Genomic DNA, 25417 nt, shown 5'->3' on the forward strand with positions numbered 1-25417 from the left:
CTTGCCCTCGCGTCGGATCGAAGATATGTTCGGTACACGTCTTCGTGTCCGGCATTCCCGGCCGAGTGCCGGGCACGAACTCGTACGTCAACTCTCGCGGTGAAAGGAACCACCTCATGAGCGCCACCATCTCTCCGATCCACGTCCCCTCGACGCTCGCCCCCCGGGCCGCGACGGCGACGCCTCGCACGCGCCTGCGCATCACGCGTCGTGGCCGGCGAGTGCTCGGAGCATCGGCCGGGCTCGGCGTCGTCGCCGTCGTCGCGGCAGGCGTCCTCCTGGGCCCGGGCGCCGTGGCCTCCGACCAGGCGTCCGACGTCTCCTTCTCCCAGGTGACGGTCGACGGGGGCGAGACGCTCTGGCAGGTGGCGAGCGAGATCGCCCCGACGAAAGACCCGCGTGACGTGGTCAGCGACATCGTCCGCCTGAACAACCTGCCCAGCGCCGAGGTGGCTGCGGGCCAGACCCTGGCCGTGCCCGAGAAGTACTCGCGCTGAGGCACGCCCCGCGTCGGGTGGGGCGCCTGCCGCCGCCTACCATGGACGCGTGCCCTTCAGCCTCGACGACCTGCCCATCCGCGACGACCTCAGGGGGCTGACGCCGTACGGCGCCCCGCAGGAGCGCGTCCCCGTCGCCCTGAACGTCAACGAGAACACGCACCCGGTCCCCGCCGACGTCGCCGCCGACATCCTCGCGGCCCTGGGTGACGCTCTCGGCGACGTGAACAGGTACCCCGATCGTGAGTTCAGCGCACTGCGCGACTCCCTCGCGGGCTATCTCGGCCACGGCCTGACCCGCGACCACATCTGGGCGGCGAACGGCTCGAACGAGGTCATCCAACAGATCCTCCAGGCCTTCGGCGGCCCCGGGCGTTCGGTGCTGGGCTTCCCTCCCACGTACTCGATGCACTCGATCATCACGGCCGGCACGGGCAGCACCTGGGTCGAGGGTGCGCGAGACGAGGGCTTCACGATCTCACCCGAGACGGCGGTCGCCGAGATCGAGCGACTGCAGCCTGACATCGTCTTCTTCTGCGGCCCGAACAACCCGACGGGCACCCCCCTCGACCTCGACACGGTCCGTGCCGCGTACGACGCGACCGACGGCATGGTGTTCGTCGACGAGGCCTACGCCGAGTTCATGCCCGCGGGCCAGCCGACCGCTCTCACGTTGCTCGAGGGGCGCGAGCGCCTCATCGTCTCCCGCACCATGAGCAAGGCCTTCGCCTTCGCCGGGGCCAGGGTGGGCTACATGGCGGCGCACCCGGCCGTGGTCGACGCGCTGCGTCTCGTCCGTCTGCCCTACCACCTGTCGGCGCTGACGCAGGCGGCGGCCGTCGCGGCCCTGGCGCACGCCGACGAGATGCTCGCCATGGTCGACGACATCAAAGAGCAGCGCGACCGCATCGTGCGGGTGCTCACCGAGCTCGGCTACAGCCCGTGGCCGACCTGGTCCAACTTCGTGCTCTTCGGCGGGGTGGACGACCCGGCCGACGTGTTCCGCCGCCTCCTGGCCCGTGGGGTCATCGTGCGCGACCTCGGCATCGCGGGGCACCTGCGGGTGAGCGCCGGCACCGAGGCCGAGACGACCGCGTTCCTCGACGCCCTGCGCGACATTAGGCTCTCCTCGTGACCGATCAGTCCCGCGCCCGCACCGCCTCCTCGTCCCGCGAGACGAGCGAGTCCCGCATCCGGCTGTCCCTCGACCTCGACGGCACCGGTCGCTCGTCGATCGACACCTCGGTGCCGTTCTTCGACCACCTCCTCACCGCGCTGTCGAAGCACTCGCTCATCGACCTCGACGTGGCGGCCTCGGGCGACACCCACATCGACGTGCACCACACGGTCGAGGACGTGGGCATCGTGCTCGGCGGGGCCCTCAATGAGGCGCTGGGCGACAAGGCCGGCATCTCCCGCTACGGCGACGCGCTCGTGCCCCTCGACGAGGCGCTCGTGCAGGCCGTGGTCGACGTGTCGGGTCGGCCCTACCTCGTGCACACGGGAGAGCCCGAGGGGTTCGAGTACCACCTCATCGGCGGCCACTTCACCGGGTCGATGGTGCGCCACGTCTTCGAGGCGATCACGTTCCACGCCGGCATCACGGTGCACGTCCGCGTGCTCGGCGGCCGCGATCCGCACCACATCGCCGAGGCCGAGTTCAAGGCGTTCGCGCGGGCCCTCCGCCAGGCCGTCCAGCCCGATCCCCGGGTGTCGGGCGTGCCGTCCACGAAGGGCGCGCTGTGACCGCGCGTCCCACGGTCGCGGTCCTCGACTACGGCAGCGGCAACGTCCACTCCGCCGTCAAGGCCCTCGAGCTCGCGGGCGCCGACGTCGAGCTCACGCGCGACAAGGCCCGGGTGCAGGCGGCCGACGGCCTCTTCGTGCCGGGCGTCGGCGCGTTCGGCGCCGTCATGAGCCAGCTGCAGTCCGTGGGCGGGGCCGAGATGGTCGACCGCCGCCTGGCGGGCGGCCGACCCGTGATGGGCATCTGCGTCGGCATGCAGGTCTTCTTCGAGGGCGGCGTCGAGCGCGGCGCGACGACGGGCGGCCTGGGCGAGTGGCCCGGCGTCGTCGACGAGCTGCGCGCCGACGTGCTGCCCCACATGGGCTGGAACGTCGTCGACGCTCCCGAGGGCAGCGTCCTGTTCGAGGGCGTGCGCGACGAGCGCTTCTACTTCGTGCACTCGTTCGCGGCCCAGTCGTGGACGCTCGACGTGATCCGCCCGTTCCCCGAGCCCCACGTCACCTGGGCCGACCACGGCGGGCGCTTCGTCGCCGCCGTCGAGAACGGTCCGCTCTGGGCGACGCAGTTCCACCCCGAGAAGTCGGGACAGCCGGGCATCCGGCTGCTCTCGAACTGGCTCGGCACCCTCTGACCCGACCGCGGGGCCGGCTGGTCCCGGCCCCGTCACGCGGCGTGCCCGCGAGAGAGACACCATGAGCGACTTCTGCACGACCCCCGGCCTCACCCTGTTCCCCGCCGTCGACGTCGCGGGCGGCCAGGCCGTCCGCCTCACGCAGGGCGAGGCGGGCACCGAGACCGGCTACGGCGACCCCGTCGCCGCCGCCGACGACTGGAAGTCGCAGGGCGCCGAGTGGCTGCACCTCGTCGACCTCGACGCGGCCTTCGGGCGCGGCGACAACCGGTCCGTCATCAAGAAGGTCATCAAGCAGGTCAAGGGCATCGACGTCGAGCTCAGCGGCGGCATCCGCGACGACCGGTCGCTCGACGACGCCCTGAGCACCGGCGTCAAGCGGATCAACCTCGGCACCGCGGCCCTCGAGAACCCCGAGTGGGCCGCCCACGTGATCGCCGAGTACGGCGAGGCCGTGGCCGTCGGGCTCGACGTGCGGGGCACGACCCTCGCCGCACGGGGCTGGACGGAGGACGGCGGCGACCTCTGGACGGTCCTGGCCCGTCTCGAGGACGCCGGCTGCGCGCGATACGTGGTCACCGACGTCACGAAGGACGGCACCCTGACCGGGCCGAACACGGAGCTGCTCCGCCAAGTGATGGAGCGCACCGACCGTCCGGTGATCGCCTCCGGCGGCATCTCGAGCCTGGACGACATCGCGGCCCTGCGCGAGCTGGTGCCGCACGGCCTCGAGGGCGCCATCGTCGGCAAGGCGCTGTACTCCGGGGCGTTCACGCTCGCGGCCGCGCTCGACGTCGCCTCCGACTGATGCTCCCCGAGCGGGACGCCGCTCCCGGGCTCCCGGGGGGCGAGAGCGACGGCCACGCCCACGGCGGTGCCGACGGCCACGGCCACGACCACGCCCCGGCCGACAGCGCGGGCCGCACCTTCGCGGGCCGGACCTTCGCGCACCACGACACGGCGTACGCGGGCGACGACGGCTCGGCCGACCCGCGCCTCCTCGAGGCCCTCGTGCGGTTCGGCACCGGCGAGCTGGGCGAGGCCGAGGTCGTCGACGCCCTGAGGCCGGCCCGTCTGCTCATCCCGCTCGTGGCCGTGGCGGGCGACGAGGGCGTCGACGAGCACGGTCGTCGCGTCGACAAGACCCAGGAGCTCTCGATCGTGACGGTGGCGGGTCCGGACGGGCGCGCCGTGCTGCCGGCCTTCTCGAGCGTCGACACGCTGCGGGCGTGGGACGCGACGGCGCGTCCCGTGCCCGCGGACGCCCGTCGCATCGCCCTGGCCGCCGTCTCCGAGGGCACCGACCACCTCGTGCTCGACCCGGGCTCGGACACCGAGTTCGGCGTGCGCCGGCCGGCGCTCTGGGCCGTCGCACAGGACGTGCCCTGGGTGCCGGCCCACGCGGACGAGGCCGTCCTGCAGGCGTTCCTCGCCGCGTCGACGGATGAGGAGGCGCTGGTCGGCCTCGCCGTCGCGCCGGGCTACCGGGATGCCCGCCTCGGCACGCCCGAGGTCGTCGTGCGCCTCGCCGTGCGCGCCGGCCTCGACCAGCAGCAGCTCGGCGCCTTGCTCGGTCGCCTCCAGGAAGCCTGGCAGGCGGACGCGCTCATCGTCGACCGCGTCGACAGCATGTCCGTGAGCGTCGTCGCGGCCAGACCGGCCTGACCGGCGGCCAGACCGGCCAGACCGGCGGCCCTGCCGGCCAGACCGCCTGCGCAGGCCGGCCGGCCCGAGGGCCTAGGTGACCGGGCCGGTGAGCTTCTCGCCCGGGCCCTGCCCGATCGCGTCGGGGATGGCGCTCGCCTCGCGGAACGCCAGCTGCAGCGAGCGCAGGCCGTCCCGGAGGGCCCGCGCGTGCTGGTCGCCGATCTCCGGCGCACTGGCGACGACCAGGCCCGCGAGCGAGGTGATGAGCTTGCGGGCCTCGTCGAGGTCCGTCTGGGCGGCAGGGTCGTCGGCGAGCCCGACCTTGACCGCCGCCGCGCTCATGAGGTGCACGGCGACCGTGTTGATGACCTCGACGGCGTTGACGTCCGCGATGTCGCGGACCGCCTCGTCGGCACCGCTCGGTGCGGCTGCGGCTGCGGCGTCGGGCTCGGTGTGGGGGGTGTGGCTCACGTGCTGATCCTCTGCTAGGCTTCTCCAGGCTCGCAGCGTCTGCTGCGTGCGAAAGTGGAGATTCTCCCACCCGCGCTTGACCGTCACACGAGGTTACCGGGTTGTTGGCACCCCGTTCGATCAGCACCACCCCGAAGAGCGATCCTCGAGGCGGCGCAGGCCGAGCAGCCAGGGTGCAGTGCACGTCCGTCGACAGGCGGCGCGCGTCGCGAGAGCGACCGCTGCACGGACCTCCTCTTTCCCTGCTGCCCCGCCCGGTGCAGCATGTGACGAAGCACCGACAGAGGAGTTCCGCATCAGCGATCCCCGTACGAACGACCGCATCCGCGTCCCCGAGGTCCGCCTCGTCGGCCCCGGAGGAGAACAGGTCGGCGTCGTCCCCATCGCCATGGCCCTGCGTCTCGCGGCAGAGGCCGAGCTCGACCTGGTCGAGGTGGCCCCCAACTCGAAGCCCCCCGTGGCCAAGATCATGGACCACGGCAAGTTCAAGTACGAGGCCGCCCAGAAGGCGAAGGAGGCTCGTCGCAACCAGGCGAACACCATCCTCAAAGAGGTGCGCTTCCGCCTGAAGATCGACAAGCACGACTACGAGACCAAGCGCAAGCGCGCCGAGGGCTTCCTCCAGGGCGGCGACAAGGTCAAGGCCATGATCCTGTTCCGCGGTCGCGAGCAGTCGCGTCCCGACCAGGGCGTCCGCCTCCTCCAGCGCTTCGCAGAGGACGTGTCCGAGTGGGGCAGCGTCGAGTCGACCCCGACCATCGACGGCCGCAACATGGTCATGGTGATCGGCCCTCACAAGAACAAGTCCGAGGCCAAGGCCGAGGCCGAAGCTCGCAAGGCCGCCGCCAAGCCGCCGAAGCACCCGACGTCCGACCAGGCACCGGCCGATGCACCGGCCGAGCCGACAGAAGAGAGCAAGTAACAGATGCCCAAGCAGAAGACCCACTCCGGCGCCAAGAAGCGCTTCAAGGTCACCGGTTCCGGCAAGATCATGAAGCAGCAGGCCGGCATGCGCCACAACCTCGAGGTGAAGAGCGCCAAGCGCAAGGCTCGCCTGAACCAGGACCAGGTGCTGGCTCCGGCCGACGCCAAGGTCGCCAAGAAGCTTCTCGGTCACTGAGCCGACGCAGAACGTAAGGGAACAAGAAAATGGCAAGAGTCAAGAGGGCGGTCAACGCCGCCAAGAAGCGTCGCGTCATCCTCGAGCGCGCCGAGGGCTACCGCGGTCAGCGTTCGCGCCTGTACCGCAAGGCCAAGGAGCAGGTCACCCACTCGCTCGTCTACTCGTACCGTGACCGCCGTGCGCGCAAGGGCGAGTTCCGCCGCCTGTGGATCCAGCGCATCAACGCCGCGTCGCGCCAGAACGGCCTGACCTACAACCGCCTCATCCAGGGCCTGTCCCTGGCCGGCATCGAGGTCGACCGCCGCATCCTGGCCGAGCTGGCCGTGCACGAGCCCGCCACCTTCGCGTCGATCGTCGCGACGGCCAAGGCCGCGCTGCCCGCCGACACGTCGGCTCCGAAGGCCGCCGCGTAGTCGTCTGCACCACCCCCGGAGGGCCCGGACAGCACCTGCTGTCCGGGCCCTCCGTCGTCCTCCGTGCCGGCCGGCGGCCGCGGGCGCGGGTCGCGCTCCGCGGGTGAGTCGGCCGAGGAGGCGCGGGTCGGGTGAGGCATAGTGGTCGCGTGCGCACCCCCCTGATCGACAACCCCCGTTCGCCCCGAGTCCGAGCGGTGGCGAAGCTCACAAAGCGGGACGCGCGCACGGAGACCGGTCTGTTCCTGCTCGAGGGGCCGCAGGCGGTCTCCGAGGCGCTCGCGTTCCGCCCCGAGCTGGTCGTCGAGCTGTTCGTCACGCCGACCGCCCTCGAGCGGCACCCTGCCCTGGCCGGGGCGGCCGACGACGCGGGCCTCGAGGCCGAGTTCGTCACCGAGGCCGTGCTGGACGCCATGGCCGACACGGTGACGCCCCAGGGAGTCGTCGCGGTCTGCCGCCAGTTCCCCACGTCGGTGAAGGACATCTTCGCCGCGGGGGAGGACGGCGGGCCGACGCTCATCGCCATCCTCGAGGAGGTCCGCGACCCGGGCAACGCCGGCACGATCATCCGTGCCGCCGACGCGGCCGGAGCCGACGCCGTCGTCATGACGGGACGCAGCGTCGACCTCTACAACCCGAAGGTCGTGCGGGCGACGACGGGCTCCCTGTTCCACGTGCCGGTGGCCGTGGGCGTCGACCTCGCCAGCGTCGTGGCCCGGTGCGCCGAGGCCGGCGTGCAGGTCATCGCCGCCGACGTCAAGGGCGACGACCTGCTCCAGGCCCGGCGCGACGGCGTCCTCGACGCCCCGACGGCGTGGCTCTTCGGCAACGAGGCGCGCGGCCTCACCGACGACGACCTGGCCCGGGCCGACCGCGCGGTGGTGGTGCCCATCTACGGCCACGCCGAGTCCATGAACCTCGCGACCGCCGCCTCCGTCTGCCTCTACGAGAGCGCCTTCGCCCAGCGGTCCTAGGCCACCGGACGGCTCGTTTCGGTTGCGTTACGAATCAGCTGTGAGTTTGACCCCCTTCCGGGCGTCTGTTTGTGTGGACCCATGGAACCCCTCGTCGTGGTCGACCACGTCAACAAGCACTTCGGTCAGCTGCACGTCCTGAAGGACGTGTCGACGACCGTGGGGCGCGGCGAGGTCGTCGTCGTGATCGGGCCCAGCGGCTCGGGCAAGTCCACCCTGTGCCGGGCCATCAACCGGCTCGAGACGATCGACGACGGCGTCATCAGCATCGACGGCACGCGCCTCCCCGAAGAAGGGTCGGCGCTGGCGAAGCTCCGGGCCGACGTCGGCATGGTGTTCCAGAGCTTCAACCTGTTCGCGCACAAGACGGTGCTCGAGAACGTGACGCTGGGCCAGATCAAGGTCCGCGGGCGCTCGAAGGCCGAGGCCGAGAAGCGCGCGATGGAGCTGCTCGACCGGGTCGGCGTCGCGAACCAGGCGCAGAAGATGCCGGCGCAGCTGTCCGGCGGGCAGCAGCAGCGCGTCGCGATCGCGCGGGCCCTCGCGATGGACCCGAAGGTCATGCTGCTCGACGAGCCGACGAGCGCGCTCGACCCCGAGATGATCACCGAGGTCCTCGACGTCATGGTCCAGCTCGCGAAGGACGGCATGACGATGATCGTCGTCACGCACGAGATGGGCTTCGCCCGCAAGGCGGCCGACCGCGTCGTGTTCATGGCCGACGGCCAGATCGTCGAGGAGGCGACGCCCGAGCAGTTCTTCACGGCGCCCTCCTCCGAGCGCGCCCGCGACTTCCTCTCGAAGATCCTCACGCACTGAGGCCCGCGGCGCCCCGTCGTGGGCGCGCCGACGGCCTGCGCGCCTCCTCCGAGCACCGCCGAGGAGGCGCCCCACCAGACTCCCGGACGTCGACCGTCGACCGGGTCACCCAGCAAGGAGAACGACATGCGACTCAGCAAGGGATTCGTCGCCGCAGCCGCAGCCGCCGTGACGGTGCTCGGCCTGACGGCCTGCACCGACTCGTCGGCACCCGCCGTCGACGTCGAGACGCCGGCCGACTTCGCCGCGGGCAGCACCATGGCGGAGCTCGCCGACGCCGGCGAGATCACCATCGGCACGAAGTTCGACCAGCCGCTGTTCGGCCTGGCCAACCCCGACGGCGTGCCGGAGGGCTTCGACGCCGAGATCGGCAAGCTGATCGCGGCCAAGCTCGGCATCCAGCCCGACTCGATCAACTGGGTCGAGACGGTCTCCGCGAACCGCGAGCCGTTCATCCAGAACGGCCAGGTCGACCTCGTCATCGCGACCTACACGATCAACGACGCCCGCAAGGAGGTCGTCTCGTTCGCCGGGCCGTACTACGAGGCCGGTCAGGACCTCCTCGTGCTCGAGGGCAACCCCGACGGCATCGAGAGCGTCGACGACCTCGCCGGCAAGAAGGTCTGCACGGTCAGCGGCTCGACGAGCGAGGCGAACATCGCCGAGTACGTCAGCTCCCCGAGCGACATCATCGCGACCGACACCTACTCGAACTGCCTCGAGCCGCTGCGCACGGGCGCGGTCCAGGCGGTCACGACCGACAACGTCATCCTGGCCGGCCTCGCCGACCAGAACGAGGGCGAGTTCGAGGTCGTGGGCGAGCCCTTCACCGCCGAGCCCTACGGCATCGGCCTGGCGCTCGACGACACCGAGTTCCGTGAGTTCGTCAACGACACCCTGCAGGACGCCGAGGACGACGGCACCTGGGACGAGCTGTGGGAGAAGACGGCCGGCAAGGTCCTCGAGACCCCCGAGCCCCCGGCGATCGACCGCTACTAGCGACACCGGCGGGCACCGCGACGCGACCTGCGCGCGGTGCCCGCCACCGCCTCCTGCGGACCGCCCTCGCGGACCCGCCGCCCCGACCTGAGGACCCACCCGTGAACCCCCTGGACGTCATCCCCGGCCTCGACGCCGTGACCGACAACTGGCCCCGCTTCTGGAACGGCTTCGTCACGACGCTGCAGCTCATGCTGCTGTCGGGCGTGGGCGCGCTGCTGATCGGCTTCGTGGTGGCGGCGATGCGCATCTCGCCCGTCGCGTCGTTCCGGGCCTTCGCGACCACGTACACCGAGGCGCTGCGGAACACCCCGCTGACCCTCGTCCTGTTCTTCTGCGCGTTCGTGCTGCCGTACCTGGGTGTCGACTTCGGCAGCTACTTCCCGCTCGCCGTCATCGGGCTCACGCTCTACACGTCGCCCTTCGTGGCCGAGGCCATCCGGTCGGGCATCAACGGGGTGCCTGTGGGGCAGGCCGAGGCCGCCCGCAGCATCGGGCTCGGCTTCGGGCAGACGCTCGCCCACGTGATCCTGCCGCAGGCGGTCCGGATGGTCGTCCCGCCGCTCATCAACGTCTTCATCGCCCTGACCAAGAACACCTCGGTGGCCGGCGGCTTCTTCGTGGCCGAGCTGTTCGCCGCGGGCCGCTACATCGCGAACGACCGCGGCGACGCCGTCATCACGACGCTGCTCGCCGTGGCCGTCTTCTACCTCGTCATCACCGTCACGCTCGGCCGGGTCGCCGCCGTCGTCGAGCAGAGAGTCGCAGCCCTCCGATGAGCACCAACGTCCTCTACGACGCACCCGGGCCGAAGGCCCGTCGCACGTCGCGGATCATCTCGGTGGTCGGCGTCGTCCTCGTCCTGGCCCTGCTCGGGTACGTGGCCTACCTGCTCGGTCGTCCCCGCGTCAGCGCGAACGGAGCGGTGACGCCGGGCGTCCTCGACGCCTCGCGCTGGGACATCCTCGGCGACCTAGCCCTGTGGCGTGCCATCGGCCGCGGCTGGGTCGCGACGCTGCAGGCGGCCGCCATCGCCTCCGTGCTGGCCGTCCTCGTGGGCGTGCTGTTCTCGTTCCTCCGCACGGCGCGGTCCCGCTGGGTCCGCGTGCCCACGACCGTCGTGCTCGAGTTCTTCCGCGGCATGCCCGTGCTGCTGATGATGCTCTTCATCCTGCTGGTCTTCTCGACGGGCGCCTTCTGGGCCGTCGTCGCAGCGCTGGCTGTCTACAACGGCGCCCTCATCGGCGAGGCCCTGCGCGCGGGCATCGCGTCGCTGCCGAAGGGGCAGCGCGAGGCGGGGCTCGCCCTCGGGCTGACGCCCACGAGCACGCGGTTCCTCATCGAGTTCCCCCAGGCGTTCCGGCAGATGCTGCCGATCATCCTCGCCCAGCTCGTCGTCCTGCTGAAGGACACCTCGCTCGGCTACATCGTCGGCTACGTCGAGCTGACCCGCGAGGGCCTCAACCGCCTGGGCACCTACTACGGCAGCCGCTACACGTTCACCCTGTTCGCCGTGGTCCTGGTCGTGTACCTCGCGACGAACCTCCTGCTGTCGTGGGTCGTCCGCGTCGTCGACCGCCGCACGGGCCGCCGGGGCGTCGTCCGCACGAAGGGCGGTCTCGGCGGCCCCGGCTGGACGGCCCGCGCAGGCCGCCCGAACGTCCCCGCCACCACCGGCGAGACCGGGGGAGGCGGCGGGCACCTCTGAGCCCTCCCCAGGTCCCTGGCCCGCGCCTCCTCGTCCGCACAGCACGAGGACGCGCGGGTCGTCCTCCGAACGATCGCTAAGCTTGGTTCTCGTGTCAGACTCCGTCCCCATCTCCGAAGAGGCCGTCTCGGCCGCGGTCGACGCCGCCCTCGCGGCCGTCGCGACCGCCGCCTCCGTCTCCGAGCTCAAGGCCGCGCGTGCTCAGCACGTCGGCGAGGCGTCGGTCCTGGCACGCATGAACGCCGGTCTCCGCGACCTGCCGAACGACCAGAAGGCCGCCGCCGGCAAGCTCGTCGGCGGGGCCCGCGGCCGGGTCGGGCAGGCCGTCGCCGCCCGCGAGGGCCAGCTCGCCGAGCTCGAAGAGGCCCAGCGGCTGGCCGACGAGGCCGTCGACGTCACCGCCCTGCCCACGCGGCGCCGGCCCGGCGCCCGGCACCCCCTGGCGCTCCTGCAAGAAGAGATGCTCGACCTGTTCGTCGGCATGGGGTGGGAGGTCAGCGAGGGCCCCGAGCTCGAGCACGAGTGGTTCAACTTCGACGCGCTGAACTTCGACGCCGACCACCCGGCGCGTGCCATGCAGGACACCTTCTTCGTCGACCCCGTCGACGCGCACCTCGTGCTGCGCACGCACACCTCGCCGGTGCAGATCCGCACCCTGCTCGCGAAAGAGCTGCCCGTCTACAACGTCGCCACCGGCCGCGTCTTCCGCACCGACGAGCTCGACGCGACCCACACCCCCGTCTTCACGCAGATCGAGGGCATCGCGATCGACCGCGGCCTGACGATGGCGCACCTGCGCGGCACGCTCGAGCACCTCGCCCGGTCGATGTTCGGGCAGGCGGCCCAGATCCGCCTCCGGCCGAACTACTTCCCGTTCACCGAACCGAGCGCCGAGATGGACGTCTGGCAGCCGAACGCGAAGGGAGGCGCGCGCTGGGTCGAGTGGGGCGGCTGCGGCATGGTCAACCCGAACGTCCTGCGGGCGGCCGGGATCGACCCCGAGGTCCACCAGGGCTTCGCCTTCGGCATGGGCATCGAGCGGACGCTCCAGTTCCGCAACGACCTCGACGACATGCGCGACATGGTCGAGGGCGACGTCAGGTTCAGCGAGCAGTTCGGGATGGTGGTCTGATGCGGGTTCCGCTGAGTTGGCTCGGCGAGCACGTCGACCTGCCGGACGACGTCTCGCTCGAGCACGTCCACGCCGCCCTCGTCTCGGTCGGCTTCGAAGAAGAAGACGTCCACGTCGGCGACGTGACCGGCCCCCTCGTGGTGGGCCAGGTGCTCGAGCTCCAGCCCGAGCCGCAGAAGAACGGCAAGACGATCAACTGGTGCCAGGTCGCCGTCGGGCCTGACGACGTCCGCGGCATCGTCTGCGGCGCGCACAACTTCGTGGTCGGCGACAAGGTCGTCGTGTCCCTGCCCGGTGCCGTGCTGCCCGGCCCGTTCCCGATCGCCGCCCGCAAGACCTACGGCCACGTGTCCGACGGCATGATCGCCTCGACGCGCGAGCTCGGCCTCGGCGACGAGCACGACGGCATCCTCCTCCTCAGCTCGCTCGGCCTCGACCCCGAGGTGGGCACCGACGCGATCGCGCTGCTCGGGCTCGACGAGGCCGCCGTCGAGATCAACGTCACGCCCGACCGCGGCTACGCCCTGAGCATGCGCGGCGTCGCCCGCGAGTACTCCCACGCGACGGGCGCCTCGTTCGTCGACCCCGTCGAGCGCGTCCGGCCCGACGCGGCCGACGGCTTCGCGGTCCGCGTCGTCGACGACGCCCCGGTCCGCGGGCGTCGGGCCGTCTCGACCTTCGTCACCCGGGTGGTGCGCGGCATCGACGCGTCCCGGCCCACGCCGACGTGGATGTCGTCCCGCCTGCGCCTCGCGGGGGTGCGCTCGGTGTCGCTGCCGGTCGACGTCACCAACTACGTGATGCTCGAGCTCGGCCAGCCGATCCACGGGTACGACCTCGGCACGCTCCGGGGCGGCCTCACGGTCCGTCGTGCGGCCACGGGCGAGCAGCTCGAGACCCTCGACGGGCAGGTCCGCACCCTCCACGCCGAAGACCTGGTCATCGCCGACGAGCAGGGCCCCGTGGGCATCGCCGGCGTGATGGGCGGCGCCCGCACCGAGATGGGCGCCGGCACCACCGACGTCCTCGTCGAGGCGGCGACGTTCGACCCCGTCTCCGTCGCCCGCAGCGCCCGTCGTCACAAGCTGCCGAGCGAGGCGTCGCGCCGATTCGAGCGGGGCGTCGACCCGGCCGTGTCCGTCCCGGCGGCCCAACGCGTCGTCGACCTGCTGGTCGAGCTCGCGGGCGGCGTGGCCGACGGCCTCGGGTCCGTCCTCGACGAGTCCGTGCCGCCCCTCGCCATCGCCCTGCCCCGCGACCGCGCCGCGCGCCTGATGGGCGTCGACTACTCCGACGACGAGGTCGAGGCCGCCCTGCGTGCCGTCGGCGCCGACGTGGCGCCGTCGGGAGACGGCTGGCAGGTCACGCCGCCCACCTGGCGCAGCGACCTCCGCACCTCGGCCGACCTCGTCGAAGAGGTCGCGCGGATCACGGGCTACGACCGCATCCCCTCCGTCCTGCCCGTCGCGCCTCCCGGCCGGGGCCTCACCCGCGAGCAGAAGCTGCGTCGCCGGGTGGCGTCGTCGTTGGCGGCCGCGGGGTCGGTCGAGGTACAGGCGTACCCGTTCGTGCGCCCCGACCAGAACCGGGCCTTCGGCTCGCGTGACGGCGGGGCCGTCCCCGCCGTCGTCCTCGCGAACCCCCTCGACACGGCGGCGGCGCAGCTGCGCCGCTCGTTGCTGCCCGGACTCCTCGACGTGCTGCGCCGCAACACCGCGCGCGGACTCGTCGACGTGTCGGTGTTCGAGACCGGCACCGTGTTCCTCCCGCTCGAGGCCACGGCCTACGGCACCGCCGACGTTCCCGCGGGCGCCGAGCGTCCGAGCGACACGGTCCTGGCCGAGCTGGGCGCGAGCCTGCCGTCGCAGCCGAGGCACCTCGCCGTCGCCGTCCTCGGCGACGCCGTCGACCGGCAGCCTGGTCAGGCCGCGATCGCCGCGGGCCTCGCCGACGTGCTCGACGCCCTCAGGGTCGCCGTGCGGGCCGCCGGCGCCCAGGCGGTCTTCCGCACCGGTCGCCACGCGTCGCTGCACCCGGGGCGCACGGCCGACGTCCTGGTCGCCGGCGAGGTCGTCGGCGTCGCGGGCGAGCTCCTCCCGACCGTGTCCGCCGACCTCGACCTGCCGCGCGTCGTCGCGGTGGCCGAGATCGACCTCGACCGCGTCCTGGCCCTGGCCGACGTCCCGGTGCAGCCCGCTCCCGTCTCGTCCTACCCCGCGGCCACACAGGACCTGTCGCTCGTGGTCGCCCTCGACGTCCCCGCGGGCGAGGTCCTCGACACCGTCCGGGAGGGCGCGGGAGACCTGCTCGAGTCCGTCCGGCTGGTCGACGACTACCGCGGGGCCGGTCTGCCCGACGCGACCAAGTCTCTGACCTTCGCGCTGCGCTTCCGCGCGGCCGACCGCACGCTGACGGCCGCCGAGGCGACCGAGGCGAAGCAGGGGGCCGTCCGCCTCGCCGGAGAGCGATCAGGGGCGACGCTCCGCGAGTGACCTCGCGAGGCGCCGCCGCCCTCGATCCTCGACCGACTCGACCATCAGGATGGACACATGCCTCACTCCGTAGCGGTAGCAGGCGCCAGCGGGTACGCCGGCGGCGAGCTCCTGCGGCTCCTCGCCGCGCACCCCGACTTCGACGTGGTGACCGTCACGGCGTTCCAGAACGCCGGACAGCCCCTCGCCGCGGTCCAGCCGCACCTCCGCTCGCTCAGCCACCTCACGCTCCGTGAGACGACGCCGGAGACGCTCTCGGGCCACGACGTCGTCTTCCTCGCCCTGCCGCACGGCAAGTCCGGGGCGATCGCCGCACAGCTGCCCGACGACGTGCTCGTCGTCGACTGCGGCGCCGACCACCGGCTCACCGACGAGGCGGCCTGGGCGCGCTTCTACGGCACCGAGTACCACGGCGCCTGGGCCTACGGCCTGCCCGAGCTCCTGCTCGGCGCCTCGGGCGGTCGCCAGCGGGACGCCCTCCGCGGTGCCCGCCGAGTGGCCGTCCCCGGGTGCAATGTCACGGCCGTCACGCTGGGCCTCGCGCCCGGTGTCCGGGCGGGCCTCGTCGAGGCCACCGACATCGTGTCGGTCCTCGCCGTCGGGCCCTCGGGGGCAGGCAAGGCGCTCGCGCCGCACCTCCTCGCGAGCGAGCTGATGGGCTCCGCGTCGGCCTACGGCGTCGGCGGGACGCACCGGCACGTGCCCGAGATCCAGCAGAACCTCGTGCTGGCCGGCGCCGGCGACGTCCGCATCTCGTTCACGCCGGTCCTCGTGCCGATGTCGCGGGGCATCCTGGCCACGACGACCGCGACCCTCGCGCCGGGCGTGGGCGCGCACGACGTGCGCACCGCGTGGGAGCAGGCCTACGCCGACGAGCCCTTCGTCCACGTCCTGCCCGAGGGCGTCTTCCCCCGCACGGCCGACACGGTCGGCGCCAACACGGCGCTGATCGGCCTCGCCGTCGACGAGGACGCCGAGCGCGTCGTCGTCGTCAGCGCCATCGACAACCTCGTCAAGGGCACGGCCGGCGCCGCCGTCCAGTCCGCCAACATCGCCCTCGGCCTCCCCGAGACCACGGGCCTCACCACGGACGGAGTGGCACCGTGAGCGTCACCGCAGCACAGGGCTTCACCGCCGCAGGCGTCGTCGCCGGCCTCAAGAGCACGGGCAGGCGCGACGTCGCCCTCGTGGTCAACACCGGCCGCAGCAAGGCGGCGGCCGCCGTCTTCACGAGCAACCGCGCCAAGGCGCACCCCGTCCTCTGGTCCCAGCAGGTGCTCGGGGACGGCATAGCGGAGGCGGTCGTCCTGAACTCAGGAGGCGCCAACTGCTTCACCGGCCCCTTCGGCTTCCAGACGACGCACGCCACCGCCGAGGCGGTCGCCGAGTCCCTGGGCGTCTCGGCCGGCGACGTCGTGGTCTGCTCGACGGGCCTCATCGGCGTCGGCGACCAGGTGTTCCGCGACAAGGTCCTGGCGGGGGCCCGTGAGGCCGCGGCCGGTCTCGGCGTCGACGGGGGCGCCGACGCCGCCGAGGCCATCATGACGACCGACAGCGTGCCGAAGCAGGCCGTCGTCGCCGGCGACGGCTGGGTGGTCGGCGGCATGGCCAAGGGGGCGGGCATGCTCGCACCGGGCCTCGCCACGATGCTCGTCGTCCTCACCACGGACGCCGACCTGCCTGCCGACGTGCTCGACGCGGCCCTGCGCGGGGCGACCCGCGTCACCTTCGACCGGCTCGACTCCGACGGCTGCATGTCCACCAACGACACGGTCGTCCTCCTGTCGAGCGCCGAGTCCGGCGTCACGCCCGCCGCCGACGACTTCGCGGCGGCGGTGACCGAGCTCTGCGCCGACCTCGCCCGTCAGCTGCAGGCCGACGCCGAGGGCGCCTCCCACGACATCCGCATCGAGGTCGTCGGCGCGGTCGACGAGGACGACGCCGTCGAGGTCGGCCGGTCCATCGCGCGGAACGCCCTGTTCAAGGCCGCCGTGTTCGGCAACGACCCCAACTGGGGTCGGGTCCTCGCGGCCATCGGCACCACGGGCGCCGCGTTCGACCCGTACGACGTCGACGTGTCGATGAACGGCGTCCGGGTCTGTCACGCCGGCGCGCCCGACGTTCCGAGCGAGTCCGTCGACCTCACGCCCCGGGCCGTCCACGTGCTCGTCGACCTGCGGGCGGGCGGGGCCGAGGCCACGATCCTGACGAACGACCTCACGCACGACTACGTGCACGAGAACAGCGCGTACTCCAGCTGATGGGCGCACACGAGGTGACCCACAGCGCCGAGCAGGAACTCGCGGCCGTCAAGGCCGCGACCCTGATCGAGTCGCTGCCCTGGCTCAAGCGGTTCTCCGGCAAGGTCGTCGTCGTCAAGTTCGGCGGCAACGCGATGGTCGACGAGGCGCTCGGGCGCGCCTTCGCCGAGGACATGGTCTACCTGCGGCTCGCCGGGCTGCACCCGGTGGTCGTCCACGGAGGCGGTCCGCAGATCTCCGCGGCGCTCGCGACCGCGGGCATCCCGAGCGACTTCCGCGGGGGCTACCGCTACACGAGCACCGAGGCCATCACGGTCGTCCGCGACGTGCTGGCCGGCGAGGTCGCGCAGCAGATCGTCGCGCTCGTCAACGAGCACGGCGACCTCGCGCGCAGCGTCTCCGGCGAGGGCTCGACCCTCTTCACGGGCCGTCGTCGCGGCACCGTCGTCGACGGCGAGGCCGTCGACCTCGGCCACGTAGGCGACGTCGTCGGAGTCGACCCCGCGTCCGTGCTCGCCGAGATCGAGGCCGGTCGCATCCCCGTGGTCTCGTCGCTCGCGGTCGACGAGGCCGAGGCGGGCTCGCTGCTCAACGTGAACGCCGACGCCGCCGCGGCCGCCCTCGCGGTCGCCCTGCGGGCGACGAAGCTCGTCGTCCTCACCGACGTCGCGGGGCTCTACTCCGACTGGCCCGACCGCGACTCCCTCGTCGCGGCGATCACCGTGTCCGCGCTCTCCGACATGCTGCCGTCGCTCGAGTCCGGCATGATCCCCAAGATGACGGCCTGCCTCGACGCGGTGGTCGGCGGGGTCGGCGGGGCCACCATCATCGACGGCCGCATCCCGCACTCGATCCTGCTCGAGGTCTTCACGCAGCGCGGGTCGGGCACCGAGGTCGTGCCCGACGACCGCGCGGCCTCGTACGGAGCACCCGTCGTCGACGCGTACCCGATCGCCCCTGCCGGCGCCGCCGGCACCCAGAAGGAAGGACAGTCGTGACCACGATCCAGACACCAGGCGGACAGACGCGTCGCGACGACTGGCAGAGCCGGTTCGGCGACGCCTTCATGCGCTCGCTCGCCACGCCGAAGGTCATGCTCGAGCGCGGCGAGGGCTGCGTCGTGTGGGACGTCGACGGCAAGCGCTACCTCGACTTCCTCGCGGGCATCGCGGTGAACGCGCTCGGCCACGCCCACCCCGTGCTCGTCGAGGCGATCTCTCGCCAGGCAGGCGCCCTCGTCCACGTGTCGAACTACTTCGCCACCGAGCCGCAGCTGGCCCTCGCCGAGCGCCTGCTGCGCATCTCCGGAGCCGGCGACGCAGGACGGGTGTACTTCGCGAACAGCGGGGCCGAGGCCAACGAGGCCGCCTTCAAGCTCGCGAGGCTCAACCGCGGGGACGGTCGCCGCACGCGCGTCCTCGCGCTGCAGAGCTCGTTCCACGGCCGCACGATGGGCGCCCTCGCGCTGACCGGCAAGCCCGCGCTGCGCGAGCCGTTCGAGCCCATGGTCGCCGGGGTCGAGCACATCGACACGACGATCGAGGCCCTCGAGGCGGCCATGGGCGACGACGTCGCGGCCCTCTTCGTCGAGCCGATCAAGGGCGAGGCCGGCGTGCTCGACCTCCCCGCGGGGTTCCTCGAGCGCGCGCGCGAGCTGACGAGCGAGCACGGGGCCCTCCTGGTGCTCGACGAGATCCAGACCGGCATCGGCCGGACGGGCTCGTGGTTCGCGTTCCAGCAGTTCGACGTCGTGCCCGACGCCATCACGGTGGCGAAGGGCATCGCCGGGGGAGTGCCGATCGGCGCCCTCGTGACGTTCGGAGCCGCGTCCGACCTCTTCGAGGCGGGGCAGCACGGCAGCACGTTCGGCGGCAACCCGCTGGCCACCGCGGCGGCCGACGCCGTCCTCGGCGAGATCGAGGCCTCCGGGCTGGTCGAGGCCGCGGTCGTGCGGGGCGAGCAGATCCGCGCTGCGATCGCGGCGATGGACTCGCCCCTCGTGGCCGGGGTCCGCGGCCAGGGACTCCTCATCGGCGTCGGCCTCGCCCGCCCGGTCGCCGCCGAGGTCGCCGCCCGCTGCCTCGACGCGGGGCTCATCGTCAACGCCCCCAACGACTCGAGCATCCGCCTCGCCCCGCCCCTGATCGTCGGCGACGCCGAGATCGCCGAGTTCTCCGCCCTCTTCTCCAGCGTCCTGAAAGGTCTCGCATGACCCGCCACTTCCTCCGCGACGACGACCTCAGCCCGGCCGAGCAGCTCGAGGTGCTCGACCTCGCGGACGCCCTCAAGCGCGACCGCTGGTCGCAGCGTCCCCTCGAGGGCCCCCAGACGGTCGCCGTCATCTTCGACAAGTCGTCGACCCGCACCCGCGTCTCGTTCGCGGTCGGCATCGCCGACCTCGGCGGCAGCCCGCTCGTCATCGCGACGGCGAACAGCCAGCTGGGCGGCAAGGAGACCCCGTCCGACACCGCACGCGTGCTCGAGCGCATGGTCTCGGCCATCGTGTGGCGCACGTACGCGCAGTCGGGTCTCGAGGAGATGGCGGCCGGCACCACCGTCCCGGTCGTGAACGCCCTCAGCGACGACTTCCACCCGTGCCAGCTGCTCGCCGACCTGCAGACGATCCGCGAGGCGAAGGGCCGGCTCGCCGGGCTCTCGGTCGCCTTCGTGGGCGACGGCCGCAGCAACATGGGCCAGTCGTACCTGCTGGCCTGCGCCACGGCCGGCATGCACGTGCGCGTCGGCGCCCCGGCCGGGTTCCAGCCCGAGCAGGGCGTCGCCGACGACGCCACGGCCGTCGCCGCGACCACGGGCGGCTCCGTCCAGGTCGTCGACGACGCCGCGGCCGCCGTCGCGGGCGTCGACGTGGTCGTCACCGACACCTGGGTGTCGATGGGCAAGGAGGACGAGAAAGACGAGCGGGTCGCCGTCTTCGGCGGCTTCAAGGTCGACCGCGCGCTCATGGCGCAGGCGGCCGACGACGCGATCTTCCTCCACTGCCTCCCCGCGGACCGCGGGTACGAGGTCGACGCCGACGTCATCGACGGCCCGACCAGCGTCATCTGGGACGAGGCGGAGAACCGCGTCCACGCCCAGAAGGCGCTCCTCACCTGGCTGCTCGCGCACTGAGCCCGCAGCACGGGCCGTCCGGCCACGGCGCCGGGCGGCCTGCCGATAAGATCACCCCCACACCACACTCAAGGAGAACCATGGCGGAACGCGTCGTCCTCGCATACTCCGGAGGTCTCGACACCTCCGTCGGCATCGGCTGGCTCGCCGACGCGACCGGCAAGGAGGTGGTCGCACTCGCCGTCGACGTCGGGCAGGGCGGCGAGGACATGGACGACATCCGTCAGCGTGCCCTCGACTGCGGCGCCGTCGAGTCGGTGGTGGTCGACGCCAAGGAGGAGTTCGGGCGCGACTACCTGATGCCCGCCCTCAAGGCCAACGCGATGTACCAGAAGACCTACCCGCTGGTCTCGGCCCTGAGCCGCCCCCTGATCGCGCGCCACCTGGCCCGCGTGGCGAAAGAGCTGGGCGCCGACAGCGTGGCCCACGGCTGCACCGGCAAGGGCAACGACCAGGTCCGCTTCGAGGCGGCCGTCGCCGCCCTGGCCCCCGACCTGACGAGCATCGCCCCGGTGCGCGACCTGGCGCTCACGCGCGACAAGGCCATCGTGTACGCCGAGCAGCACTCCCTGCCGATCCGCCAGAGCGCCGCGAACCCGTACTCGATCGACAAGAACGTCTGGGGCCGCGCGGTCGAGACGGGCTTCCTGGAAGACCCGTGGAACCCGCCCATCGAAGACCTCTACGAGTACACGCAAGATCCGGCGGTCCTCAAGGACGCCGACGAGGTCGTCATCACGTTCCAGGCGGGCGTGCCCGTCGCGATCGACGGCGTCGCGTACACGCCCCTCGGCATCGTGCAGAAGATGAACGAGCTGGCCGGCGCCCACGGTGTGGGCCGCATCGACGTCGTCGAGGACCGCCTCGTCGGCATCAAGAGCCGTGAGGTCTACGAGGCCCCCGGCGCCGTCGCGCTCATCCAGGCGCACGAGGCGCTCGAGGCGCTCACCATCGAGCGCGACCTGGGCCGCTACAAGCGCGGCGTGGAGGCCGAGTGGTCGAACCTCGTCTACGACGGTCTCTGGTTCTCGGGCCTCAAGCGCTCGCTCGACGTCTTCATCGACGACACCCAGAAGTACGTCTCGGGCGAGATCCGCCTCAAGCTACAGGGCGGACGCGCGGTCGTCACGGGCCAGCGCAGCGACCAGAGCCTGTACGACTTCGACCTCGCGACCTACGACACCGGCGACACGTTCGACCAGTCGCTGTCGAAGGGCTTCATCGAGATCTGGTCCCTGCCGAGCAAGATCTCGGCGCGCCGCGACCTGGCGCAGCAGTAGTGGCCGACGCGACCCCCGGCCAGAACCAGAGGGCGGGGGAGGCGGGCGCCCTGTGGGGAGGCCGGTTCTCCTCCGGTCCCGCCCCCGAGCTCGCCGCCCTGAGCAAGTCGACGCAGTTCGACTGGCAGCTCGCGCCGTACGACATCGCGGGGTCCCGGGCGCACGCCCGGGCCCTCGCGGCGGCGGGCTACCTCGACGAGGCCGAGCTCGACGGCATGCTCGCGGCGCTCGACCAGCTCGAGGCCGACGTCGCCGCCGGGTCGTTCGTCGCGGCGGAGTCCGACGAGGACGTCCACTCGGCGCTCGAGCGGGGCCTGATCGGCATCGCGGGCGCCGAGCTCGGCGGCAAGCTCCGCGCGGGCCGCAGCCGCAACGACCAGATCGCCACGCTCGTGCGTCTCTACCTGCGCGACCACGGCGCGGCCGTAGCGCGTCTCGTGGTGGGCCTCGTCGACGCGATCGCCTCCCAGGCCTCCGCCCACCCCGACGCGGTCATGCCGGGACGGACGCACCTGCAGCACGCCCAGCCCGTCCTGCTCGCGCACCACCTCCTGGCCCACGCCTGGCCGCTGGTCCGCGACCTGGAGCGCCTGCGCGACTGGTCGCGCCGGGCCTCGGCGTCGCCCTACGGCGCAGGTGCCCTGGCGGGCAGCTCCCTGGGGCTCGATCCGCTGCTCGTCGCGACGGAGCTCGGCTTCGAGCGCACGACCGAGAACAGCATCGACGCCACCGCGAGCCGCGACGTCGTCGCCGAGTTCGCCTTCGTCGCGGCCGCCATCGGCATCGACCTGTCGCGTCTGGCAGAAGAGGTCATCCTCTGGTCGACGCGCGAGTTCGCCTTCGTGACCCTGCACGACTCGTTCTCGACCGGGTCGTCGATCATGCCGCAGAAGAAGAACCCCGACATCGCCGAGCTCGCCCGGGGCAAGTCGGGCCGCCTCATCGGCAACCTCACCGGTCTCCTCGCGACCCTCAAGGGGCTGCCGCTCGCGTACAACCGCGACCTGCAGGAGGACAAGGAGCCCGTGTTCGACTCGGTCACCCAGCTCGAGGTCCTGTTGCCGGCCTTCACCGGCATGATCGCCACCCTCGAGTTCGACGAGGCGCGCATGGCCGAGCTCGCGCCCCAGGGATTCTCCCTCGCCACCGACGTGGCGGAGTGGCTGGTCCGTCAGGGCGTCACCTTCCGCGACGCCCACGAGATCAGCGGCGAACTGGTGCGCTTCTGCGAACGGGAGGGCCTCGAGCTCGACGAGCCCACCGACGCCCAGTACGCCCAGGTGTCTGAGCACCTCACCCCGAGCATCCGTCCGGTCCTCACCGTCCGGGGCTCGATCGGCAGCAGGACGGGCGCCGGCGGGACCGCACCCGAGCGCGTCGCGGAGCAGCTCGCCGCCCTGACCGAGCGGGTGGCCCACCTCGTCCGTGACCTCGACCCGGTGTCCGCGTGACCGAGCCGAGCCGACCTCGCACGCCGCGCACCTGGGTCCTGCCCGTGGTCGTCGCGGTGTGCGTGGTCGTCCTCGTGGCCGTCGTGGTGATCGTGGTCTCGTCGGGCCAGAGCTTCTTCTGACGACCGTGGGCTCCTCGACCCCGCGCGACGAACTGGCGGAGCTGCTCACGCGACCGGCGCTGGAGGTCGGCCCCCGCCTCCTCGGCTCGGTCTTCCGCGTCGGCGACGTCGCGGTGCGGCTGACCGAGGTCGAGGCCTACCACGGCCAGGGTCAGGACCCGGGCTCGCACGCGCACCGTGGTCGGACGCCCCGTACCGAGAGCATGTTCGCCGAGGGGGGCACGCTCTACGTCTACCTGTCGTACGGGATCCACCGGTGCGTCAACATCGTGTGCGGCCCGGAGGGGTGGGCGTCGGGGCTGCTGCTCCGGGCGGGCGAGGTCGTGGAGGGCGTCGACGTCGCGAGGTCGCGTCGGCCGAGCGCCCGCAGCGACGCCGAGCTTGCCAAGGGCCCGGGGAGGCTCGGGTCGGCTCTCGGCATCGGTCTCGACGACGACGGCAGCCGCCTGGGCGACGGCAGGTCCTCGCTCGAGCTGCCCGTCGCGCCGATCGGGCAGGTGCTGACGGGCCCGCGTGTCGGGGTGTCGGGCCGGGCAGGGACCGACGAGTTCCCCTGGCGCTTCACGCTCGCCGGCGAACCGTCGGTCTCGACCTGGCGGCCGGCGGTCCGGCGGGGCTGACCCGTGACCGACCGCTGGTAGTTTTCTCGGGTGAGCAGCGAAACCACGGCCGACGTCCTGGCCGGCCAGGCCAACGACCCCACGTTCGACGACGTGTGGGACGAACTGCAGTGGCGGGGCCTCGTCCACGTCTCGACCGACGCCGATGCACTGAAGGCCCTGCTCGCCGGTCCGCCCGTCACGTACTACTGCGGGTTCGACCCGACGGCACCGAGCCTCCACCTGGGCAACCTCGTGCAGCTCCTGCTCATGCGCCGCCTCCAGCTGGCGGGCCACCGGCCCCTCGGGCTCGTCGGCGGGTCCACCGGGCTCATCGGCGACCCGCGTCCGACCGCGGAGCGCACCCTGAAGACGCCCGAGCAGACGGCGGAGTGGGTGACCCGCATCAGGGTGCACGTCGAGAAGTTCCTCGCGGCCGACGGCGACAACGGCCTGCGCGTGGTGAACAACCTCGACTGGACGGCCCCCCTGTCGGCCATCGAGTTCCTCCGCGACATCGGCAAGAACTTCCGGGTCGGCACGATGCTGAAGAAGGACGCCGTCAGCGCCCGGCTCAACTCGGACGCCGGCATCAGCTACACCGAGTTCAGCTACCAGATCCTGCAGGGCCTCGACTTCCGCGAGCTCTTCCGCCAGCACGACTGCGTGCTGCAGACGGGCGGCAGCGACCAGTGGGGCAACTTGACCAGCGGCACCGAGCTGATCCGACGCACCGAAGGGGTGTCGGTGCACGCGATCGGCACGCCCCTCATCACGAACAGCGACGGCACCAAGTTCGGCAAGAGCGAGGGCAACGCCGTCTGGCTCGATCCCGAGCTCACGAGCCCGTACGCCATGTACCAGTTCTGGCTGAACACCGACGACGCCGACGTCGTCTCGCGTCTCAAGGTATTCACGTTCCTCGACCGCGCGGCCGTCGAGTCGCTCGAGCGTGCGGTCGCCGACGAGCCGTTCCGGCGGGAGGCGCAGCGCACCCTCGCGTGGGAGGTCACCCGCCTGGTCCACGGGGAGGCGGCGGCGCAGGCCGCGATCGACGCGGCTGCGGCGCTCTTCGGCCAGGGGGACCTGGCGTCCCTGGACGAGCAGACCCTGAGGAGCGCGGTCTCCGAACTGCCCTCGGCCGAGGTCGACTCCGACACGACGGTCGCCCAGGCCCTCGTCGCCACCGGCCTCGTGTCCTCCCTGGGCGCGGCCCGGAGGAGCACGGCCGAGGGCGGGGTCTACGCGAACAACGCACGGGTCACCGACGCGGACGCACCCGTGGGGGAGTCGGCACTCGCCGGCGGGACGGTCGTGCTCCGACGCGGCAAGAAGACCCTCGCGGGCGTGACCGTCCGCTGACCGGACCGCCACCTCGCCTCAGGCCCGTTCCCCCGATGGGGGAGCGGGCCTTCGTGCATCCGAGACCGGGAGGGCCTCATTCGAGAGGGACGACCGCGGCTAAGGATGTGCCCTCCGAGGGCGCAGGAGGCCCCTGGGCCCACGATCAGGGCCCTGACCCTTGATTTTCCGGGCATCGCGTTTACGACACGCCCGGGATGCGACAGGGTTTGGACGATGTGGCCACAGTGCCTGTAATGTCTTCTCTTGTCACCACGGAGGTGCGGCGGAGCGAAGCTCCTCCGGCCCCCATGTGACACTGACCTCCAAGTCCTCGAGTTGCTGCTGGTTCTGCCAGCTGGCCTCGGACCAAGTGGGTTGCGAACACTGATCCAGATGGTGTAGCGTCATGGCTCGTCGTGAGAACGACACCGGCTCGCAGGAGTCGAAGAGCGATGGTCTTGCATCACGAAGATCGGTGCTAAAGTTTCACAGCCGCTCCGGACGATGATCTATTACAGGTCGGGTTCCTGATGCGTTTGGTCCTTGAGAACTCAACAGCGTGCACATTGTCAAATGCC

Annotated in this window: 27 protein-coding genes; 26 read left to right on the forward strand and 1 reads right to left on the reverse strand. The window is 72.1% G+C overall.

All coding sequences use genetic code 11. The features are described 5' to 3' along the window. The first annotated feature begins 116 nt into the window (after positions 1–116). The 6 genes from FHR78_RS14010 to FHR78_RS14035 all read left to right on the forward strand — a co-directional run bounded on the left by FHR78_RS14010 (position 117) and on the right by FHR78_RS14035 (position 4540). On the forward strand, positions 117–497 hold the full coding sequence (locus tag FHR78_RS14010) for a LysM peptidoglycan-binding domain-containing protein (protein WP_166761131.1): 381 nt from the start codon (positions 117–119) through the stop codon (positions 495–497). Between the two features lie 49 nt (positions 498–546). Continuing rightward, on the forward strand, positions 547–1632 hold the full coding sequence (locus tag FHR78_RS14015) for a histidinol-phosphate transaminase (RefSeq protein WP_166761132.1): 1086 nt from the start codon (positions 547–549) through the stop codon (positions 1630–1632). Then, positions 1629–2243 (forward strand): imidazoleglycerol-phosphate dehydratase HisB, encoded by a 615-nt coding sequence (gene hisB / locus FHR78_RS14020; RefSeq protein ID WP_166761133.1) that lies wholly within the window; start codon positions 1629–1631, stop codon positions 2241–2243. The genes FHR78_RS14015 and hisB overlap by 4 nt, the downstream gene beginning before the upstream one ends. After that, positions 2240–2875 carry an imidazole glycerol phosphate synthase subunit HisH gene (gene hisH, locus FHR78_RS14025; RefSeq protein ID WP_166761134.1) on the forward strand — a complete coding sequence of 212 codons (636 nt, stop codon included), beginning with the start codon at positions 2240–2242 and terminating at the stop codon, positions 2873–2875. The genes hisB and hisH overlap by 4 nt, the downstream gene beginning before the upstream one ends. A 61-nt stretch (positions 2876–2936) precedes the next feature. Next, entirely contained in the window at positions 2937–3683 is a 747-nt protein-coding gene (gene priA / locus FHR78_RS14030) for a bifunctional 1-(5-phosphoribosyl)-5-((5-phosphoribosylamino)methylideneamino)imidazole-4-carboxamide isomerase/phosphoribosylanthranilate isomerase PriA (protein ID WP_166761135.1), read from the forward strand. Beyond that, on the forward strand, positions 3683–4540 hold the full coding sequence (locus FHR78_RS14035) for an SseB family protein (protein WP_166761136.1): 858 nt from the start codon (positions 3683–3685) through the stop codon (positions 4538–4540). Before priA ends, FHR78_RS14035 begins: the two co-directional genes overlap by 1 nt. Before the next feature lie 72 nt (positions 4541–4612). On the opposite strand, the gene FHR78_RS14040 is transcribed toward FHR78_RS14035, so the two are convergent. Beyond that, positions 4613–4993 carry a DUF1844 domain-containing protein gene (locus FHR78_RS14040; protein WP_166761137.1) on the reverse strand — a complete coding sequence of 127 codons (381 nt, stop codon included), beginning with the start codon at positions 4991–4993 and terminating at the stop codon, positions 4613–4615. A gap of 295 nt (positions 4994–5288) precedes the next feature. Between FHR78_RS14040 and infC the strand changes: the two genes are divergently transcribed. From infC to tyrS, 20 genes are all read left to right on the forward strand, one after another. Continuing rightward, positions 5289–5915, forward strand: a complete 627-nt coding sequence (infC, locus tag FHR78_RS14045; RefSeq protein ID WP_166761202.1) for a translation initiation factor IF-3 — start codon at positions 5289–5291, stop codon at positions 5913–5915. A 3-nt stretch (positions 5916–5918) separates the two neighbouring features. Beyond that, positions 5919–6113: a 50S ribosomal protein L35 gene (gene rpmI / locus FHR78_RS14050; RefSeq protein ID WP_043596704.1), complete on the forward strand. Its 195-nt coding sequence runs from the start codon at positions 5919–5921 to the stop codon at positions 6111–6113. A 29-nt stretch (positions 6114–6142) separates the two neighbouring features. Continuing rightward, a complete protein-coding gene (gene rplT, locus FHR78_RS14055; protein ID WP_166761138.1) occupies positions 6143–6529 on the forward strand; it encodes a 50S ribosomal protein L20 in 387 nt (128 codons plus the stop codon). A 161-nt stretch (positions 6530–6690) separates the two neighbouring features. Next, entirely contained in the window at positions 6691–7503 is an 813-nt protein-coding gene (locus FHR78_RS14060; RefSeq protein WP_166761203.1) for a TrmH family RNA methyltransferase, read from the forward strand. 81 nt (positions 7504–7584) lie between these two features. Beyond that, a complete protein-coding gene (locus tag FHR78_RS14065) occupies positions 7585–8322 on the forward strand; it encodes an amino acid ABC transporter ATP-binding protein (RefSeq protein ID WP_166761139.1) in 738 nt (245 codons plus the stop codon). Between the two features lie 126 nt (positions 8323–8448). Then, the gene (locus FHR78_RS14070; RefSeq protein WP_166761140.1) at positions 8449–9321 is read left to right on the forward strand and encodes a glutamate ABC transporter substrate-binding protein; all 873 of its coding nucleotides are present in this window, start codon (positions 8449–8451) and stop codon (positions 9319–9321) included. A 110-nt stretch (positions 9322–9431) separates the two neighbouring features. After that, positions 9432–10100, forward strand: a complete 669-nt coding sequence (locus FHR78_RS14075) for an amino acid ABC transporter permease (protein ID WP_166761204.1) — start codon at positions 9432–9434, stop codon at positions 10098–10100. Beyond that, positions 10097–11029 (forward strand): amino acid ABC transporter permease, encoded by a 933-nt coding sequence (locus FHR78_RS14080; RefSeq protein ID WP_166761141.1) that lies wholly within the window; start codon positions 10097–10099, stop codon positions 11027–11029. The genes FHR78_RS14075 and FHR78_RS14080 overlap by 4 nt, the downstream gene beginning before the upstream one ends. 91 nt (positions 11030–11120) lie before the next feature. After that, a complete protein-coding gene (gene pheS, locus FHR78_RS14085; protein ID WP_166761142.1) occupies positions 11121–12161 on the forward strand; it encodes a phenylalanine--tRNA ligase subunit alpha in 1041 nt (346 codons plus the stop codon). Next, a complete protein-coding gene (gene pheT / locus FHR78_RS14090; RefSeq protein ID WP_166761143.1) occupies positions 12161–14653 on the forward strand; it encodes a phenylalanine--tRNA ligase subunit beta in 2493 nt (830 codons plus the stop codon). The genes pheS and pheT overlap by 1 nt, the downstream gene beginning before the upstream one ends. A 57-nt stretch (positions 14654–14710) precedes the next feature. Continuing rightward, on the forward strand, positions 14711–15760 hold the full coding sequence (argC, locus tag FHR78_RS14095) for an N-acetyl-gamma-glutamyl-phosphate reductase (RefSeq protein WP_166761144.1): 1050 nt from the start codon (positions 14711–14713) through the stop codon (positions 15758–15760). After that, positions 15757–16914, forward strand: a complete 1158-nt coding sequence (argJ, locus tag FHR78_RS14100; RefSeq protein ID WP_166761145.1) for a bifunctional glutamate N-acetyltransferase/amino-acid acetyltransferase ArgJ — start codon at positions 15757–15759, stop codon at positions 16912–16914. Before argC ends, argJ begins: the two co-directional genes overlap by 4 nt. Continuing rightward, the gene (argB, locus tag FHR78_RS14105) at positions 16914–17912 is read left to right on the forward strand and encodes an acetylglutamate kinase (protein WP_166761146.1); all 999 of its coding nucleotides are present in this window, start codon (positions 16914–16916) and stop codon (positions 17910–17912) included. Before argJ ends, argB begins: the two co-directional genes overlap by 1 nt. After that, positions 17909–19126 (forward strand): acetylornithine transaminase, encoded by a 1218-nt coding sequence (locus FHR78_RS14110; protein WP_347878224.1) that lies wholly within the window; start codon positions 17909–17911, stop codon positions 19124–19126. The genes argB and FHR78_RS14110 overlap by 4 nt, the downstream gene beginning before the upstream one ends. Continuing rightward, complete coding sequence (argF, locus tag FHR78_RS14115) at positions 19123–20043, forward strand: ornithine carbamoyltransferase (protein WP_166761147.1); 921 nt, start codon at positions 19123–19125, stop codon at positions 20041–20043. Before FHR78_RS14110 ends, argF begins: the two co-directional genes overlap by 4 nt. Positions 20044–20123: 80 nt before the next feature. Then, a complete protein-coding gene (locus FHR78_RS14120) occupies positions 20124–21323 on the forward strand; it encodes an argininosuccinate synthase (RefSeq protein WP_166761148.1) in 1200 nt (399 codons plus the stop codon). Continuing rightward, positions 21323–22774, forward strand: coding sequence for an argininosuccinate lyase (gene argH / locus FHR78_RS14125; RefSeq protein ID WP_166761149.1), 1452 nt, complete (start codon positions 21323–21325; stop codon positions 22772–22774). The genes FHR78_RS14120 and argH overlap by 1 nt, the downstream gene beginning before the upstream one ends. Next, a complete protein-coding gene (locus FHR78_RS15475; protein ID WP_279589989.1) occupies positions 22771–22896 on the forward strand; it encodes a hypothetical protein in 126 nt (41 codons plus the stop codon). Before argH ends, FHR78_RS15475 begins: the two co-directional genes overlap by 4 nt. Positions 22897–22901: 5 nt before the next feature. After that, positions 22902–23516 carry a DNA-3-methyladenine glycosylase gene (locus tag FHR78_RS14130; RefSeq protein WP_347878225.1) on the forward strand — a complete coding sequence of 205 codons (615 nt, stop codon included), beginning with the start codon at positions 22902–22904 and terminating at the stop codon, positions 23514–23516. Positions 23517–23546: 30 nt separating this feature from the next. Next, positions 23547–24857: a tyrosine--tRNA ligase gene (gene tyrS / locus FHR78_RS14135; protein ID WP_347878226.1), complete on the forward strand. Its 1311-nt coding sequence runs from the start codon at positions 23547–23549 to the stop codon at positions 24855–24857. The last annotated feature ends 560 nt before the right edge of the window (positions 24858–25417 follow it).

It is taken from the genome of Frigoribacterium faeni (assembly GCF_011761235.1).
Lineage (GTDB): Bacteria > Actinomycetota > Actinomycetes > Actinomycetales > Microbacteriaceae > Frigoribacterium > Frigoribacterium faeni_A.

Bases quoted from the DNA above. Each gene is read 5' to 3' on its own strand.
- FHR78_RS14010 (WP_166761131.1), top strand. From the start codon at position 117: ATGAGCGCCACCATCTCTCCGATCCACGTCCCCTCGACGCTCGCCCCC.
- priA (WP_166761135.1), top strand. From the start codon at position 2,937: ATGAGCGACTTCTGCACGACCCCCGGCCTCACCCTGTTCCCCGCCGTC.
- FHR78_RS14035 (WP_166761136.1), top strand. From the start codon at position 3,683: ATGCTCCCCGAGCGGGACGCCGCTCCCGGGCTCCCGGGGGGCGAGAGC.
- rpmI (WP_043596704.1), top strand. From the start codon at position 5,919: ATGCCCAAGCAGAAGACCCACTCCGGCGCCAAGAAGCGCTTCAAGGTC.
- rplT (WP_166761138.1), top strand. From the start codon at position 6,143: ATGGCAAGAGTCAAGAGGGCGGTCAACGCCGCCAAGAAGCGTCGCGTC.
- FHR78_RS14065 (WP_166761139.1), top strand. From the start codon at position 7,585: ATGGAACCCCTCGTCGTGGTCGACCACGTCAACAAGCACTTCGGTCAG.
- FHR78_RS14070 (WP_166761140.1), top strand. From the start codon at position 8,449: ATGCGACTCAGCAAGGGATTCGTCGCCGCAGCCGCAGCCGCCGTGACG.
- FHR78_RS14080 (WP_166761141.1), top strand. From the start codon at position 10,097: ATGAGCACCAACGTCCTCTACGACGCACCCGGGCCGAAGGCCCGTCGC.
- pheT (WP_166761143.1), top strand. From the start codon at position 12,161: ATGCGGGTTCCGCTGAGTTGGCTCGGCGAGCACGTCGACCTGCCGGAC.
- argC (WP_166761144.1), top strand. From the start codon at position 14,711: ATGCCTCACTCCGTAGCGGTAGCAGGCGCCAGCGGGTACGCCGGCGGC.
- argB (WP_166761146.1), top strand. From the start codon at position 16,914: ATGGGCGCACACGAGGTGACCCACAGCGCCGAGCAGGAACTCGCGGCC.
- argF (WP_166761147.1), top strand. From the start codon at position 19,123: ATGACCCGCCACTTCCTCCGCGACGACGACCTCAGCCCGGCCGAGCAG.
- FHR78_RS14120 (WP_166761148.1), top strand. From the start codon at position 20,124: ATGGCGGAACGCGTCGTCCTCGCATACTCCGGAGGTCTCGACACCTCC.